We start from the raw sequence: 16568 nt of genomic DNA, 5'->3' as shown, positions 1-16568 counted from the left end.
AAGAATCGCCGTCTGTCTATCCATAAGCCGGACGGGGGAATCCGCAGGTCACATAGCGATGCCCATGTACGCTATCCGAGAATATCCGGTGAACCGGCCGTAAACTGATAATCCCCACGCAGCTCTGTCCGTCTACGTGGGGATAAGCATGTAGTATGGATAAGTCCCGGTCGGATTCCGGCCGGGTTTTATTCGGCTTTCAGAAAGTGCAGCCTATCATTTTCATTGTTTTTAATAGTTAGTTCAAATAAAAGCAGTATCTTTGTAGCTTGAAGGATTCACAAACTACATGACAAAGGCAAACATTGCATATATGACAACGGACAAGACAACCACACGGAAGGTTACCCGCAAGCGCGGGGCAAAGGCCCAGAAAGCTCCTTTGAAAAGCCGTACCATCTCGAACGACCTGATCCCCATAGAAGAGGAGACCTGGCTTCTGCAGCCTATCGCCGTGACGATGATGCGCCACGACTACTCCCTGATCCAGGTGAGGATTCTGGTGTCTATCGTCGAGAGTCTGCAGTCTATCCTGCATGGAATCCTGAACAACAAGCGTAGCTTCCAACTGGATCTGTTCCAGACAGACGAGCTGGATGAGGACGGCCGCATGCCTATCAAGCTCCCTTTCAAGGAGCTGGGAGTCGACCCGAACCATTATCCCCAGCTGCGCAATTCACTGAAAATGCTGGCCTCTATCCCTGTCGAAATACCCTATAAAACGGCGGAGGGAAGAAAATACACAAAGGCGACCAACCTCTGTGATGTCTATATCCCGGAGGACAGATCCTATAACAAATACGCGATCCTGAAGCTCGACCATACTGTTGCAGAGCGTCTTGTCTCCCTGGACTTCGGCTATCACCGCTTAGGGAAGCAGATTGTCTTCGCCTGCAAGAACCGTTATACACAGCGTATTTACATGTTCATCGAGTCATGGATAGACAAGGGACGTACGGTCATCAAGACTTTGGAGTTCCGCAAGATGCTTCGTCTGGAAAACAACTACAAGAAGTTTTCCGATTTCTGTCGACGTGTCCTCGACCCGGCCATGCAGGAGCTTAAAGAACTTTCAGAGAAGGGATTCTGCGATTGCTACTTTGAGTATGGGAAGAAGTATGACCGCGGGCAGCGTGGTGGTGAACCGGACGAGCTCGTCTTTGTCATTCATCGCACGAAAGACAAGATGAACCTGCAGCTCCAGGAGATGACCCAGAACCAGCGTCGACAGTTCCAGCAGTATCTTGTACAATACTTTGACTTCACTCCGACAAATGCGAAGTCGATGGCAGAACGCATCACCGCCGAGACCTATCAGGAAGCCGTACAGAAGCTCATGAGTCTGCGTGACCGTTTCTCAAAGACCTTCGTAAAGGACAAGGCCGCCTATACTTTCAAGAGTCTGGATGAGATGTTGAAATCAAAAGAAGTACCCAATACCGTTGTTGAAGAAGTGGAATAAGAGAAAGGAAACTTCCCTTTCTATTGATCCGCTGTTCAGCGATGGAAACCGTGTATGAAGTGGAAGAGAAGAAGGGAAATTCCCCTTTATTAATCTGCTGTTCAGCGATGGAAAATGTGTACGAAGTGGAAGGAAAGAAAGAAACTTCCCCTTTTCAGGGTCAGTTGCTCTGTAATGGGTGTTGTGGAACAGATGGGTATGAAATGTAGGAACTTCCCCTTGCAGAATAGGAATTTACCTACATGAAATTTGAAGCTAAACGACTATTTTTGCGTCAGACAGACAACAGAAATAGTCACTTTAAAGGTTACAGATATGAAAAAGAAAGTTCTCTATACGTTGATCGGGGGCTTCACAGCCCTTTCGCTGACTTCCTGTGGCACATTCTTCTCTATAGGAGGAGGAATTGGCGGACCGATGGCTTCATCAGATGCAGTTTATGATGACGGTTACAATGTGGAATATGGAAGCAGTTACGACAGGCTGTCTTATGAGGATGCCCGCCGGGAGGCATTCTTCCTTTCGGACAAGATGGCTTATGAACTCGGACTGACCGACGCACAGTATGAAGCAGTCTATGAGATAAACCTCGACTACCTTCTGAACATGCAGGGGGAAAGTTCTCTTTACGGAAGCTACTGGTCGCGACGGAACAGCGACCTGTTCTATGTGCTCAATGCCCGGCAGTATAACCATTATATAGGTGAAGACTACTTCTACCGTCCAGTCTATTGGTACAACCAGAACTACGCATACCGGGTTTATAACCGTTATACCGACCGTGATCGCTTCTACCGTTCACGTCCGGCAGACTACTTCACTTACCGTGGAGGACGCAACCAGTCTGCAGAAAGTTATTATGCGGGGAGATTTGGCGACCGGCAGGGGAGACCGGCCATGACCAGCCGTTCCGGAACCGGCCGGGAAGTCTATCAGAACGACAGGGCATGGGATGCGCCACGGCAAGACGACCGGCACTACAGCTTCGGCAATGCAAGCCGGAACAGCACGGACGTCGCCTCAGACAGACATTCCAACCAGAGTTTCGGCGGTTCAAGGCAGCAGACGACAAGCCCGGTCTACCAGCCCCGACAAAGCACGGTACCGACCCGTCAGCAACCGGACAGCAACAACGGTGTGTCTTTCGGCAATGCCTCCCGTCCGTCCGTGACAAGTTCTCCCATGCCTGCAGAACAGGCCCGATCCACGCAGACACGTCCCAACATGCCGAATAACTATGGCAGCTTTGGCGGTCATAGATAAACAACAGAAAATGAGGATAAAAGATATAAACCGCTCAAGGGTAGCTTCTGCAATGGTCAGAGGCTACTTTCATGCTTTCTTTTCGGGTCAGGCTGATGCCCTGTTCACCGGTAAAAAGAAGCTGGAAGCAAAAGAATACAAACAGCTGGTGATGGACAATTTAGACCGGCTCTCACACCATTTCGTTTCCGTTCTCTTCCCTATTCTCATCCGTCTGAACTATCAGAACGTCGAGGAAGTGACCGACGACATGAGAAAACGACACTTCTCTGATTCGACCCCGGCAAAGGTTCTCTTGCGTTATGCCTGCGCCAGCAAGCCGTTGTACGACCTGATAACTTCCGAATATCAAAGACACATGTACGCTCTGCTTGAGGGACACCTCCAGTCAGCCGAGGCCTATTTTTCAGACTGCCCGCCCTTGACCGATGAAGACAGCGTACCTGTCTCTCTTGCCATCCGTTCCCTTGTCCGTGTCCAGATGCAGGCTTATGCGGCCGGGATAACCCTGGCGGCTGCTGAAAACGGAAGACTGCGTCAGACCACCGTCTATCGACTGATGCTGTCGGGAATGGTCTCTCTTCTGCACGAAACGCCACTCACCTTCGAAGAAGAAAATCTGGAGCTGATGTTCAGGAAAGCGGCTTTGAATTCCGACAACTTCGAGACACTGATGAATGAGATGAACCAGGCTTATGAAGATCTGATATAGCTTCTCCATAAGTTTCATGATAAACTCCAGATTCCCAAGAAAGCTTTACGCACAAGACAGCATCCACCTTCATGAGAAGCCAAAGCGCGCATAGAGGAATGATACAGCACAAAGAACGCACTCGATCTGCAAGATGGAGTGCGTTCTTTACTCAACAAGGTAGATATACAAATGCTCATGCAACTTCTCAGTTGTACCAAATCTCTCCACCGAGTAACTGACGTACATCGGTGCATTCTTGACTGTTCTGATTCTCGAATTCATACTCATCGAAGAATTCCAAGGTCTTAGTTTCTTTCATTATAATGCCCTCCTCTTAATTAGACTAATTAGTTGATCTTTTATGTTCTATGTTAAATGACTGATACAAAGATAGGAAAAAATAAAATAAAAAGTAAGGAATTTTCCCTTATTCCCGATTATTTAAATATTTTTTACCACATCTAACTGTTTTTTGTTGTGTTTTATGCGTTTTTTATTGACCAAACACTAACCCCACTTACTTTATTGAGTAAATGGGGTTCTTAACCAAATCAACAAAAATCAATCACAGATTATCAATCTTACCCTTGGCCACCAAAAACATCGGAGACAGATTGAATCCTTTAGAAGGAAGCGTCCTTTCCGCAATCCGACAGCCCGGATTATCCTGAACAATCAGTTACCTTCGATGGCGCAAAAATACAAAAGGATTGATGAAAAATGCGCAATAAAATACCTTTATACAACAAAATCATTGGGCAAACGATTGCACCAACATCCCAAAAAACAGATGCAATCGATTGCAGAAACGCATTGACGGAACGTATCAGCACCAGGCATACGTCAGCAGGAAAGCCTGGTTCTCTTCGCACCTGAACTGAAGTGTGACATTGCGGCGGATATTCGTCATCAGTCTTTCCGTCGGACTGACTCTCATCTCCTGATACCCTAAATGGTCAGAAGAGAAGAGCTTGTACATGGTTTCCTTGGCACACCATGCGGTAAGCAACTGCCTGCAGTCTGTAAAGTTTTCATCATTCCGGAGAAACCGTGCCGCAATCCGACCGACCCGTTCGGAAACGTATTCGATATCGATCCCCACTTCATAATCCCGCGAAAGGATCACAGCGACATAACCGACGGTGTGCGAGATACTGACATGGTAAGCATCAATCACTGGTTTCCCATCCGCATTATGAAGAACGACCGGTTCATACCCCAGCAAAGCTTCCAGAACCCGAAGCTCTCCTTCTTTTTCCGCCTTTCTGCCCTTGGCTATTTCGAGCAGTCCGATACGGACCTTTCCATCCGCATCACTCGTTATTCTCACCACAGACCGTCACCTTCACCTTACTGATTCTACGCTCTTCGATGGCCAGCACCTCAAATCTGTACCGCTTGTAGACGAGGACCTCATGGACAGCCGGGAAATCCCCTTTGATTTCCAACAGCAGACCTGCCAGAGAATCAGCATCGCCTGCTATATCGTCAAACTCGTCATCAGAAAGTCCCAGAATCTTCACGAAGTCGTGCAGGAGCGTCTTTCCCTCAAAGATATAGCTGTTGGGACCCAGCCGTGAATAGTGGTGTTCTTCCTCGTCGTACTCATCATTGATTTCGCCGACGATCTCTTCCAGAATATCCTCCAGCGTCACGATACCGCTCGTTCCGCCGAACTCATCCACAACGACGGCAATATGCACTTTGTTCTCCTGGAACTCTCGCAGGAGGTCGTCAATCTTCTTTGTCTCAGGGACAAAATAAGGCGGACGAATCAGGCTCTGCCACCTGAAATTCATCGGTTTGGACAGATGCGGCAGCAGGTCTTTGATATAAAGGATTCCGCGGATGTTATCCTGGTTGTCCTGATAGACCGGTATCCGTGAGTAATTGTTGTCGACAATACATTTCAGCACGCCTTCATACGAGCAGCGGATATCCAGATCCACGATGTCCTGCCGCGATGTCATCACCTCTTTGGCAGTCTCATCACCGAACCGGATAATGCCCTGAAGCATCCCCTGTTCATCTTTGATGTCACTTTTGTCTGTCAGTTCCAATGCCTGTTCCAGATCATCCACCGAAAGCTGACGGTTTTCCTTCTGGATCACTTTCTCCGCAAAGGCGCCGCTCTTCAGCAGAACCGTTTCAATCGGCCAGAACAGCCGGCGGAAGAAGACGATGCCCTTTACCCCCCTGCGGCAGAATGCCAGCGGATTGGCCCTGCTATATACTTTCGGGACAATTTCGCCGAACAGCAGGAGGATGAACGTCAGGAGAATCGTCACACAGAGAAACTGCAGCCACTCTACCTTGAAGTCAAACAGACTGTCAAAGATGTAATTGCACAGCATGATAATCGCCACGTTGACAAGATTGTTCGTGATGAGAATCGTCGCCAATGTGCGTTCGCTGTCCTCCCTGAGCTGCCGGATAAGCTGGTCGGAGGGACGCTTGTCCGGATCCAATGCGTCGACATCCGCAGGAGACAGACTGAAAAAAGCTATTTCAGAGGCGCTGGCAAAAGCAGAAAGCAAAAGAAGGAAAACCGCAAACAGGATTGCAACTACAACACTGAAATCAACAGGATTAACGCTGATATAAGAAGATATATCCACTAAAAAAGAATCCATCAGAAAGGTAATTTAGATTTCCCTGAAGTCTCGCTGGAGCTGTCGTCCACCGACTCTTCAGACTTGTTTCCGGCTTTACGGGGAGCAGACAGCCATTCAAGGCTCTCTCCATAGATTTCGGTGACATACCTGCGTTGTCCCTTCTTGTCGTCAGACGAGCGATACCGGATGCGCCCCTCTATATAAAGTTTGTCCCCTTTATGGATGTACTGTTCGGCATACTTTGCCAGCGACTTGAACAGTACGATGTTGTGCCAGTCTGTATGGTCGGGTACGGCGATGCCGTCCGGCAGTGCAAAGCCACGTTCCGTCGTCGCCAGCGTAAACGAAGCCACGCACTGGTCGGCCTCGTAGTAGCGGATCTCCGGATCACGGCCGACATTGCCGATCAACATCACCTTATTCATAAGCAATCTATGACGAAAGGTATGTGGAATCTACTTCCACATACCTAAATATCTGAATCTGAAGTTCTTGCCTTTCGCCGACGGGAACTGGCTTCTGTTGTCGACCCGTCCTTTCAGGTACTCTACAATACGGTTGTAGCAGTCCCATCCCGACAGTGCCTTGCAGCGCGCTACAAAATGCGTGTCCCGGTATTCGTGCTTGCCCGATGCCGGAATCAGGACGACACGCTTGAAGTCGAGCTCGCCTTCATACCATCCCTCGCGTTCCTCATTGAGGTGCATGATTGCGGGACTGTCCTTGCGCGACATTCCTTCGGCGACAGGACGGAGCGCCTTCTTCTGCTTGAAATCCATCATATTGGCGGCCTCGGTCTTGATGACGATAAAATAGACGCGGGGACGAACCTTGTAGCGTTTCGGGTAGAAGACATCATTCGATGCATAGTTCCTGATGTCCTCTTCCAGTTCCGGCGTAAGCTGGATATCAGGAATTGAACTCAGAAAATCCAAGGCTTCTTCAACAGTATGCACTAATACTTCATTGTCGAAATATCGCAGATATAAATTCATAAAGAAAATGCTAAGTATGTTTCTCTTCAAAAAAGAGCGGCAAACGAGACTCGAACTCGCGACCCCGACCTTGGCAAGGTCGTGCTCTACCAACTGAGCTATTGCCGCATCAACCGTAAGTAACAACTTACCCTGAACGAATTATGTGAAGAGGAGGAGACTCGAACTCCCACGAAACAATTTTCACTACCCCCTCAAAGTAGCGCGTCTACCAATTCCGCCACCTCTCCAACATATTTCTGACATTCTGAAAACATTGTGCCCAGAACAGGACTCGAACCTGCACGTCGTAAAACACACGCACCTGAAACGTGCGCGTCTACCAATTCCGCCACCTGGGCATGATGCTAGAAGCAAAACTTCTATATGTATTCCAGAATGTCAATGAGCGGCAAACGAGACTCGAACTCGCGACCCCGACCTTGGCAAGGTCGTGCTCTACCAACTGAGCTATTGCCGCATTTTAACGCTTTCCCCTTCTCTAAAGGGCCAGATTGAGGTCGGGGCGACAGGATTCGAACCTGCGGCCGCCTGGTCCCAAACCAGGAGCGCTACCGGGCTGCGCTACACCCCGCTGCTTTTTTCCGGATGAGCAAGCTCATTTCCGAATTGCGAGTGCAAAGGTAGTACTTATTTCTGACACCGCCAAACTTTTCCTCTCTTTTTTTCAACAAATATCGTCACACTGCATTCTGCCAAGTGCTCCTTCCTGTCATGGGGGCACGGACTCTGCGCTGATAAAACTCTGATTGTCAAAGAGGAGATCCCGACCGGCCTCCGTCTGATCTGCTGACCGGACATGGCCGGCACAGGCATCCTTGAAAGGAAGGACGGGACTTGATGCAACCGGATCCGTCCACGTCTGCTCCATGGCCGCTGCCGCAACAGCTTGTTCCCCGCTGCCGGGAATCGCATTCCCAACGGCCGGGAACAGGAGTCCCAACACCTGGGAACAGGATTCCCGACCGGTTGGGAACCGTCGTCCCAAACAGCCGGAAACAGAAAAGCGGAGAGTCTGCTCCTGATGAAACAGTCCCTCCGCCTCTTTTGCATTGCGTTCTCTTATCTTTTTACCGGATGATGCCCTGTGCCCTGAATATCTTAGCCAGTGCCTGTACACCCCGTTCGACCTGCTCTTCGGTGTGGGTTGCCATCAGGGCGAAACGTACCAGCGTGTCCTGCGGCGCACAGGCCGGAGGGATGACCGGATTGATGAATACCCCTGCCTCGTAAGCCAGTTTGGTGACAAGGAAAGTCTTGTCTATGTCACGGACATAGAGCGGGATGATCGGGCTTTCCGTGTCCCCGATCTCAAAGCCCTCTTCCTTGAACCGTCTCAAGGCATAGCGGGTGACCTTCCACAGGTGTTCGATACGTTCCGGCTCCTGCTCTATGATGTGCAAGGCCTCCAATGCAGCCGCAGTGGCGGCAGGAGTATTGCTTGCAGAGAAGATATATGTACGGCAGGTATGGCGCAGATAATTGATCGTATCCTTGTCGCTGGCAATGAAACCGCCGATGGAAGCCAGGCTCTTCGAGAATGTCCCCATGATGAGGTCAACCTCATCCGTCAGTCCGAAATGGTCGCAGACCCCTCTTCCCTGGCGGCCGAAGACACCCAGTCCGTGTGCCTCGTCCACCATGACGGAGCAGTTGTACTTATGCTTCAGTTCGACGATTGCCGGCAGGTTTGCAAGGTCGCCCTCCATGGAGAACACGCCGTCCACGACAATCAGCTTGACAGCCTCGCGGGGAAGTTTCTGGAGTACGCGCTCCAGGTCTTCCATGTCATTATGCTTGTAATGCAGCTGGGTGGCGAAACTCAGCCGGCGGCCGTCTACGATACTTGCATGGTCGCGGTCGTCACAGATAATATAATCGCCCCGGCCGACGACTACGGCAAGGACACCGGCGTTCACAGAGAAGCCTGTGGAGAAGACAAGAGCCTCGTCTTTTCCCTCAAAGGCCGCCAGTTCCTTCTCCAGCTGCACGTGGAGGTCGAGCGTACCATTCAGGAAGCGGCTACCGGCACAGCCAGAGCCGTACTTGTCAAGGGCACGGTGTGCGGCGGCAATCACCCGCGGGTCGTTCGGCAGCCCCGTGTAGGCGTTCGACCCGAACATGAGAATCTCATTGCCGTCAATATCTGTGACTTCTGTTCCTTGCTTACTGGTAATCTCACGGAAGTAAGGGTAGACGCCTGCCTTCATGAACTTCTGCGGATCGCGGTAGCTTTTGTACTTGTCTTGTAACTGTCCCATTATATTCAATAAGGTGTAGCCAATGGCCACATAAAATTATTTTTCAGGCTGCAAAGTTACTAATTTAGAATGACAAAACGGATATTTTGATTGGAAAAGTGTTTTTTAAAGTTTTTTTCACCCATATCCACCAAGGATATAGCCGATAAATACGTATCTTTGTCCGGACAAACCATGCGCTGATGAATTTGGCACAATGAATAAGAAAAATCTCATTTTCATCCTCAATCCCATATCGGGGACCGTCAGCAAAGCCGGTATCCCCGGCCTGATAGAAGAACGGCTCGACAAGGAGAAATTTGACTACCGCATTGCTGAAACGAAATATGCCGGCCATGCCACGGAACTTGCAAGGGAAGCGGCGCGGGAAGGCACCGACATCGTCGTCGCCGTGGGCGGAGACGGCACGGTCAACGAAGTCGGCAGAGCACTTGCCAGCACAGAGACCGCCATGGGAATACTGCCCTGCGGATCGGGGAATGGCCTCGCAAGGCACCTGAACCTGCCGATGAACCTGAAGAAGTGCATCGACATCCTCAACACCTGCGAAGTGCATACACTCGACTACGGCGTCATCAACGGGCATCCTTTCTTCTGCACCTGCGGGATGGGCTTCGATGCCTTCATCTCCATGAAGTTTGCGGAGGCCGGCAAGCGGGGACCCATCACCTATATGCAGAAGATCCTCGAGGAAGGACTGACCTACAAGCCCGAGACCTACGAGATAGAGGACGAAGAGGGGACGCACAGCTACAAGGCTTTCCTCGTCTCGGCAGCCAATGCCTCGCAGTACGGCAACAATGCCTACATCGCCCCGCAGGCTTCCATGAGCGACGGACTGCTCGACATTATCGTCATGGAGCCTTTCGACCTCATTGACGCTCCCCAGGTAGCCATAGAACTCTTCAACAAGACGCTGGACAAGAATCTGAAGATAAAGACTTTCAGAGCCTCGCACATCCATATCCGCAGGAAAAAGGAAGGATACATCCATTATGACGGCGACCCGGTCATGACAGATGCCGACGTGGACATCTCCATCGTCCCCAAGGGCATCAACATCGTGGTGAACCCCACGGGGAACAAAGACTACCGGCAGCCGAATATCGTGCAGACGGCCTTCTCCGAGCTTTTCTACAACATCGACCTGATGCGGCAGGATATTTCAAGACAGAGCCGGAAAGTGCAGGCCCTCAACAGGAACCTGCTGCGCAAGCTGAATATCTAAGGACTGCCCCGACGGGTCGCCGGCGCATGGCGTACCGCTCCCTCCCCCTATCCGACCGGCCTGCCTCCGGGCGGCAACGGTCTGTACAACCCCTCCGGGGAAAGGTCGGGCGACGGAAATGCAAGGTCTGAAGCGACCGGAAAACAAAGAGAAAAGGCCGGGCGGAGACCTTGCCTGTATTCATTTCTGATAGACTTGCCAAGATGGGCTTCACATTCAAGAAATTTCATATTACCCAGCACCGGACGGCCATGAAGGTCGGGACGGACGGTGTCCTGCTGGGGGCATGGGCGGAAGGAGGCGCACACATCCTCGATATCGGAACAGGCACAGGACTTATCGCCCTGATGATGGCACAGCGGTTTCCTTCGGCACATATTGATGCCATAGAGATGGACGAGGGGGCTTTGGCTGATGCCCGGCTCAACATCATGCGGTCGCCGTTCAAGGACAGGATAAGCGTTATCGGCGTGACACTGCAACGCTACCGGGCACAGGCAGACAGGCCATACGATGCCATTGTGTGCAATCCTCCCTATTTCATCAATTCATTAAAGAATCCCTTACAGCAGAGAGCTGCTGCAAGGCATACGGATACGCTCTCGTACGGAGAGCTTGCCCACCATGCGGCAGGACTTCTCAAAGAGGGCGGCACACTCTCGGTGATCATCCCTGCAGAGAATAAAGGGATACTTGAACCGGAAGCATTATTCAACGGATTGTCAATGCAGAAGACCGTAAGGATAAGAACCAAAGGATCGAAGCCGGTAAAACGTTGTCTGTTAGAATTTACAAAGGGGATGCCGGATCATTGCACCGTGAGCGAGGAGACGCTCTCTCGGCCTGACGGCACCCGGACAGAATGGTATAAACAGCTGACAGACGCCTTCTATATCCGGTAGGGCGGACGGGAAACGATACGGCAAGGCGACAGACCACCGACAAGTCCCGGAAAACGCTACACCGGCCTGCCGGAACGATGCCGCCAGTCAGCCCTTCCGCCCATTAGGCCTCATGCCTCTCTTCGGCTTTCTCTTCCATCGCATAGCTTACAACCCGCTCTCCAGAAGACGGCAAAATCCGATCCCCCAGAAGGGAATTATCCGCCAAAAGTGGTTTCCAGGGGCTGCCTTACATAGTTAAAGCCGTTCTATTCTTTCAGTCTTTCGGTTTTATTTTGTAACTTTGCACGCTAAAATAGGAATAAAAGAACTTTATGAAACAAAACAGCTCTATACAGATGATCACGGATTACGAGGGTGAGATGCCCGACCTGAACATACAGGTCGACGGGGAAGTCCCCATCTTCGTCACCCGTAATCTCGTGATGTTCCCGGGCATCCTCTCCCCCATCCTCGTTGGCAGGAAACCGACCTTGGAGCTCGTCAAATACCTGGAGGAGAATCCGAATGCCGTCATTGCCATTGTCAGTCAGAAGGACAGCAATGTCAATGATCCACAGGCAGACGACATCTACATGACGGGAATCTATGCCCGCTTCGTCCGCGCCTTTGACATGCCAGGGAACTATGAGGGCAACAACCGCACGGTAATCCTGCAGGGACTTGGCAAATGCCGGATCAAAGAGGTTACGGCCGTCGAACCTTTCATGAAAGGCCTCACGGCCTCCTTGCCTGAAGAACCGGAACCGAAGAAAGACACGGAGTTCTCGACAGCGGTCGAAGACATGAAGATGGTGGCAAAGGAGTATATCCACGGCAGTGACGACATTCCGGACGATTCGCAGTTCGCTCTCGACAACATCAACAATCCTGTCGTTGCCGTGAATTACGTCTGTGCGACGATGCCTTTCCCCGTAACCGACAAGATCCGGCTGCTGGAAGAAAATTCCATCAAGGATCGACTGTTTACATTGATGAAAGTGCTCAACCGTGAGATACAGTTCCAGCATCTCCGTCAGGACATCCGTTCCAAGACCCGCGAAGACCTTGACGAGCAGCAGCGTGAATACTTCCTGCACCAGCAGATCAAGAACATCAAGGAGGAACTGGGCGACGGTGACGCCGCACCCGACAAGAAGGAACTGATCGACAAGGCAAGGGACAAGAAATGGCCGGACGAGGTCGCCAAGACCTTCCAGAGAGAACTGGACAAGCTGGATACGCTGAATCCGCAAAGCCCGGACTACAGTGTGCAGGTGAACTATCTGCAGACGATGGTCAACCTGCCCTGGAACGAATATACCAAGGACGACCTTGACCTGAAACGCGCAAGGCGCATCCTGGACAAGGACCACTATGGCATGGAGAAAGTGAAGGAACGTATCCTTGAATACATCGCCGTCCTCCAGCTGCGCGGCAGTCTGAAGTCACCCATCCTCTGCCTCTACGGCCCGCCGGGGGTGGGCAAGACCAGTCTGGGAAAGAGTATTGCGGAAGCCATGAAGCGCAGGTATGTACGCGTCTCCCTGGGCGGACTGCATGACGAGTCCGAAATCAGGGGACACCGCAAGACCTATATCGGCGCCATGCCCGGACGCATCATCAAGAACATCCAGAAAGCGGGCTCTTCAAACCCCGTGTTCATCCTCGACGAGATAGACAAGGTCACTCAGAACACCATCAACGGTGATCCGTCGTCCGCCCTGCTGGAGGTGCTCGACCCCGAACAGAACTCTGCCTTCCATGACAACTACCTCGACATGGATTACGACCTGTCGAAGGTGCTGTTCATCGCAACGGCCAACGACCTCAACACCATTCCCCGCCCCCTGCTCGACCGCATGGAACTGATAGAGGTGTCAGGCTATATCACGGAAGAAAAGATAGAGATTGCCAAGCGTCATCTGATTCCCAAGGAACTTGAGAACACCGGTCTGAACCAGTTGGAAGAGAAACCGAAGTTCGCCAAGGCTACCTTGGAAAAGATCATTGAAAGCTATACCCGTGAGAGCGGTGTGCGCCAGCTGGAGAAGCAGATCAACAAAGCCATGCGCAAGCTGGCTTACAGACAGGCCTTGGACGGGCAGCTGCCTTATACGAAGATCACGCCGGACAAGCTGGAGGACCTGCTGGGCAAGCCGCCTTTCACACGCGACATCTACCAGGGGAACAAGTATGCCGGTGTCGTGACAGGACTTGCATGGACCAGTGTCGGTGGTGAGATTCTTTTCATCGAGACCTCGCTTTCAAAGGGAAAAGCCGGCAAGCTGACGCTGACAGGAAACCTCGGCGATGTGATGAAGGAGTCGGCCGTCATTGCACTGGAGTATGTCAAGGCGCATATTGATGCACTCGGTGTCGACCACCGCATCTTTGAACAATGGAACATTCACATCCATGTGCCGGAAGGGGCCACCCCGAAGGACGGGCCGTCAGCGGGCATCACCATTGCGACAAGTATTGCCTCGGCACTCACACAGCGCAAGGTCCGCAAGAACACGGCCATGACGGGTGAGATAACCTTGCGTGGAAAAGTATTGCCGGTCGGCGGTATCAAGGAGAAGATTCTGGCTGCCAAGCGGGCCGGCATCACCGACATTGTCATGTGTTCAGAGAACAGGAAAGACATTGAGGAGATACCTGAAGTCTATCGCAAGGGACTGGAATTCCATTTCGTAGAAAACATCCAGCAGGTATGGGACTTTGCATTGACTGATGAGAAAGTCAATCACCCGGTAGAGTTCACCATTACTGAAGACAAGAAAGAGAGCATCAAAAAATGACATTTGAATTACAGCATACGGATACTGCCAGTGAGGCCCGGACAGGTGTCATTACGACCGACCACGGACAGATAAGGACCCCTGTCTTCATGCCTGTCGGTACTGTCGGCTCTGTAAAAGGGGTACACTTTGAGGAATTGCGCCGGCAGGTCAAGGCACAGATCATCCTCGGCAACACTTATCATCTTTATCTGCGGCCGGGACTGGATATACTCCGGGCGGCCGGAGGTCTGCATGGCTTCAATGGCTGGGAGCGTCCCATCCTGACCGACTCGGGCGGTTTTCAGGTGTTCTCGCTGACGGGTATTCGCAAACTGACGGAGGAAGGCTGTGAGTTCAGAAGCCATATCGACGGTTCCAGACATATCTTCACCCCAGAGAATGTCATGGATACCGAACGTGTCATCGGTGCTGACATCATGATGGCACTGGATGAATGCCCTCCCGGCAAGAGCGACTATGCCTATGCCAAGAAGAGCCTGGGACTGACGCAGCGCTGGCTGGATCGCTGTATCAGACGGTTCAATGAGACAGAGCCTCTCTATGGTTACAAGCAGAGTCTCTTTCCGATCGTGCAGGGGTGTACCTACAAGGATCTGCGGCGTGAGGCAGCCCGGTTCGTGGCAGACAAGGGGGCAGACGGCAATGCCATCGGCGGTCTGGCAGTCGGCGAACCGACGGAAGTGATGTACGAGATGATCGAGGTGGTCAATGAAATCCTGCCTAAAGACAAGCCCCGTTATCTGATGGGTGTCGGCACACCGCAGAACATCCTGGAGGCGATTGAGCGGGGAGTGGATATGTTCGACTGTGTCATGCCGACCCGTAACGGCCGCAATGCCATGCTCTTCACCTACGACGGCACGATGAACATGAAGAACAAGAAATGGGAAGATGACTTCTCGCCGATAGACCCCGAAGGCTGTGACGTGGATCTGGTGACAAGCAAGGCCTATCTCCACCACCTTTTCAAGGCTGGGGAACTGCTTGCCATGCAGATTGCCAGCATCCACAATCTGGCCTTCTACCTCCGTCTCGTGACGGATGCGCGGACGCATATCGAACAAGGCGACTTCGTGCAGTGGAAGGCCTCCGTCATCGACCAGCTGGGAAGAAGAATCTAAGGAGAAGTGAAATGAGTAAGGTCAAAAAGATTGTCGACATAACAGGCCGGTTCGTCCGGCTCTCCGGACAACACGCTGCCGGGCACCTGCCCTTTCTGAAGAAGATCGGACATATGCTTCGTCTGCTCTCCCCTACTCGTTACATCGGTATTCTGGACTGGTACATCATCAGGAAGTTCATCGGTACATATATCTATGCCATCCTGCTGATCATCTCCATTGCGATTGTATTCGACTTCAACGAGAATCTATCGAAGTTCACACAGTACCATGCACCGTGGCGGGCGATAGTATTTGACTATTACGCCAACTTCATCCCTTATTACTCAAACCTCTTTTCACCGCTGTTCGTATTCATCGCCGTCATCTTCTTCACCTCCAAGCTGGCCGGAAATTCGGAGATAATAGCCATGCTGGCGGCCGGTGTGTCGATCAAGCGGCTGATGCGTCCCTACATGATTTCATGTGTCCTCATCGCCGGGCTGACGTTCTACCTGAACAGCTTTGTCATACCTCATGGCACGGTCATCCGCCAGAACTTCGAGTCGCTTTACCGCAATTCAAAGAAGAACACATCGGCGGAGAACGTCCAGTTGTATGTTTCAAAGAACACAACGGCCTACATCCAGCATTATGACAACCAATACAAAAGGGGGTACGGGTTCTCGCTGGTGAAGATCAAAGACAAGAAGATCGTCAGTCACATGACGGCAATGGAAATCCAGTATGACACGGTTGCCGACACGAAATTCCATTGGAGACTTAGCAACTGGAAGACAAGAACCCTCAAGGGACTGAAGGAACATATCCAGAGCGGTGCCTCAAAGGATACTGTTCTGCTTATGGAGCCTACCGACCTTGTCTATTCCAAGGGACAGCAGGAGACCTTCACTTCGCCGGAACTGCTGGATTATATCTCCAAGCAGACAAGCCGCGGGTCAGGCAATGTGGTGCAGTATGAGGTGGAGTTCCACAAGCGCATAGCCATGTCGTTCTCGTCCTTCATCCTCACCATCATCGGTCTGTCTCTCTCTTCCCGCAAGCGCAAGGGCGGCATGGGACTGTATCTGGGCATCGGCCTGGCATTGAGTTTCAGCTACATCATGCTTCAGACAGTATCTTCCACCTTTGCCATCCAGTCGGACACACCGCCGCTTCTGGCAGCATGGATACCGAACATTATCTTTGCCGTCATCGCCTACTTCTGCTACCGCCATGCGCCGAGCTGATCAGGCATATAG

13 protein-coding genes and 5 tRNA genes are annotated in these 16568 nt (G+C 51.5%); 8 read left to right on the top strand and 10 right to left on the bottom strand.

Annotated elements, in window-relative coordinates; translation table 11 throughout:
* The first annotated feature begins 313 nt into the window (after nt 1-313).
* The 3 genes from J4864_RS01965 to J4864_RS01955 all read left to right on the top strand — a co-directional run bounded on the left by J4864_RS01965 (nt 314) and on the right by J4864_RS01955 (nt 3437).
* Complete coding sequence (locus J4864_RS01965; RefSeq protein ID WP_007368496.1) at nt 314-1462, top strand: replication initiation protein; 1149 nt, start codon at nt 314-316, stop codon at nt 1460-1462.
* A 315-nt stretch (nt 1463-1777) separates the two neighbouring features.
* A complete protein-coding gene (locus J4864_RS01960) occupies nt 1778-2725 on the top strand; it encodes a hypothetical protein (protein WP_211814402.1) in 948 nt (315 codons plus the stop codon).
* Between the two features lie 10 nt (nt 2726-2735).
* The gene (locus J4864_RS01955; RefSeq protein WP_211814401.1) at nt 2736-3437 is read left to right on the top strand and encodes a hypothetical protein; all 702 of its coding nucleotides are present in this window, start codon (nt 2736-2738) and stop codon (nt 3435-3437) included.
* An 808-nt stretch (nt 3438-4245) separates the two neighbouring features.
* Here J4864_RS01955 and J4864_RS01950 read toward each other — a convergent pair.
* The 10 genes from J4864_RS01950 to spt all read right to left on the bottom strand — a co-directional run bounded on the left by J4864_RS01950 (nt 4246) and on the right by spt (nt 9290).
* Nucleotides 4246-4749 carry a 4'-phosphopantetheinyl transferase family protein gene (locus tag J4864_RS01950; protein WP_211814599.1) on the bottom strand — a complete coding sequence of 168 codons (504 nt, stop codon included), beginning with the start codon at nt 4747-4749 and terminating at the stop codon, nt 4246-4248.
* A complete protein-coding gene (gene gldE, locus J4864_RS01945; RefSeq protein ID WP_007368490.1) occupies nt 4733-6052 on the bottom strand; it encodes a gliding motility-associated protein GldE in 1320 nt (439 codons plus the stop codon). Before gldE ends, J4864_RS01950 begins: the two co-directional genes overlap by 17 nt.
* On the bottom strand, nt 6052-6459 hold the full coding sequence (locus J4864_RS01940; protein ID WP_211814400.1) for a single-stranded DNA-binding protein: 408 nt from the start codon (nt 6457-6459) through the stop codon (nt 6052-6054). The genes gldE and J4864_RS01940 overlap by 1 nt, the downstream gene beginning before the upstream one ends.
* Nucleotides 6460-6489: 30 nt before the next feature.
* A complete protein-coding gene (locus tag J4864_RS01935) occupies nt 6490-7029 on the bottom strand; it encodes a hypothetical protein (RefSeq protein ID WP_007368488.1) in 540 nt (179 codons plus the stop codon).
* 35 nt (nt 7030-7064) lie between these two features.
* A tRNA-Gly gene (locus J4864_RS01930) sits at nt 7065-7137 on the bottom strand.
* Between the two features lie 38 nt (nt 7138-7175).
* Nucleotides 7176-7259, bottom strand: a tRNA-Leu gene (locus tag J4864_RS01925).
* Nucleotides 7260-7288: 29 nt separating this feature from the next.
* Nucleotides 7289-7370: transfer RNA gene (locus J4864_RS01920), tRNA-Leu, on the bottom strand.
* A 46-nt stretch (nt 7371-7416) separates the two neighbouring features.
* Nucleotides 7417-7489, bottom strand: a tRNA-Gly gene (locus J4864_RS01915).
* A 40-nt stretch (nt 7490-7529) separates the two neighbouring features.
* A tRNA-Pro gene (locus J4864_RS01910) sits at nt 7530-7603 on the bottom strand.
* Between the two features lie 496 nt (nt 7604-8099).
* Entirely contained in the window at nt 8100-9290 is a 1191-nt protein-coding gene (gene spt, locus J4864_RS01905) for a serine palmitoyltransferase (protein ID WP_007368485.1), read from the bottom strand.
* A 196-nt stretch (nt 9291-9486) separates the two neighbouring features.
* On the opposite strand from spt, the gene J4864_RS01900 reads away from it, so the two are divergent.
* The 5 genes from J4864_RS01900 to J4864_RS01880 all read left to right on the top strand — a co-directional run bounded on the left by J4864_RS01900 (nt 9487) and on the right by J4864_RS01880 (nt 16556).
* Nucleotides 9487-10518 carry a diacylglycerol/lipid kinase family protein gene (locus J4864_RS01900; protein WP_211814399.1) on the top strand — a complete coding sequence of 344 codons (1032 nt, stop codon included), beginning with the start codon at nt 9487-9489 and terminating at the stop codon, nt 10516-10518.
* Between the two features lie 203 nt (nt 10519-10721).
* Entirely contained in the window at nt 10722-11420 is a 699-nt protein-coding gene (locus J4864_RS01895) for a tRNA1(Val) (adenine(37)-N6)-methyltransferase (protein ID WP_211814398.1), read from the top strand.
* Between the two features lie 314 nt (nt 11421-11734).
* Complete coding sequence (gene lon, locus J4864_RS01890) at nt 11735-14203, top strand: endopeptidase La (protein WP_211814397.1); 2469 nt, start codon at nt 11735-11737, stop codon at nt 14201-14203.
* Nucleotides 14200-15327 (top strand): tRNA guanosine(34) transglycosylase Tgt, encoded by a 1128-nt coding sequence (tgt, locus tag J4864_RS01885; protein WP_211814396.1) that lies wholly within the window; start codon nt 14200-14202, stop codon nt 15325-15327. Before lon ends, tgt begins: the two co-directional genes overlap by 4 nt.
* An 11-nt stretch (nt 15328-15338) precedes the next feature.
* Nucleotides 15339-16556, top strand: a complete 1218-nt coding sequence (locus J4864_RS01880) for an LptF/LptG family permease (RefSeq protein WP_211814395.1) — start codon at nt 15339-15341, stop codon at nt 16554-16556.
* Nucleotides 16557-16568 lie beyond the last annotated feature (12 nt).

This window comes from Prevotella multiformis (genome assembly GCF_018127985.1).
GTDB classification, from domain to species: Bacteria; Bacteroidota; Bacteroidia; order Bacteroidales; family Bacteroidaceae; genus Prevotella; species Prevotella multiformis.
The sequence above is the reverse complement of the archived record's forward strand: the minus strand, read 5'-3'. Positions and strand labels throughout refer to the sequence as shown.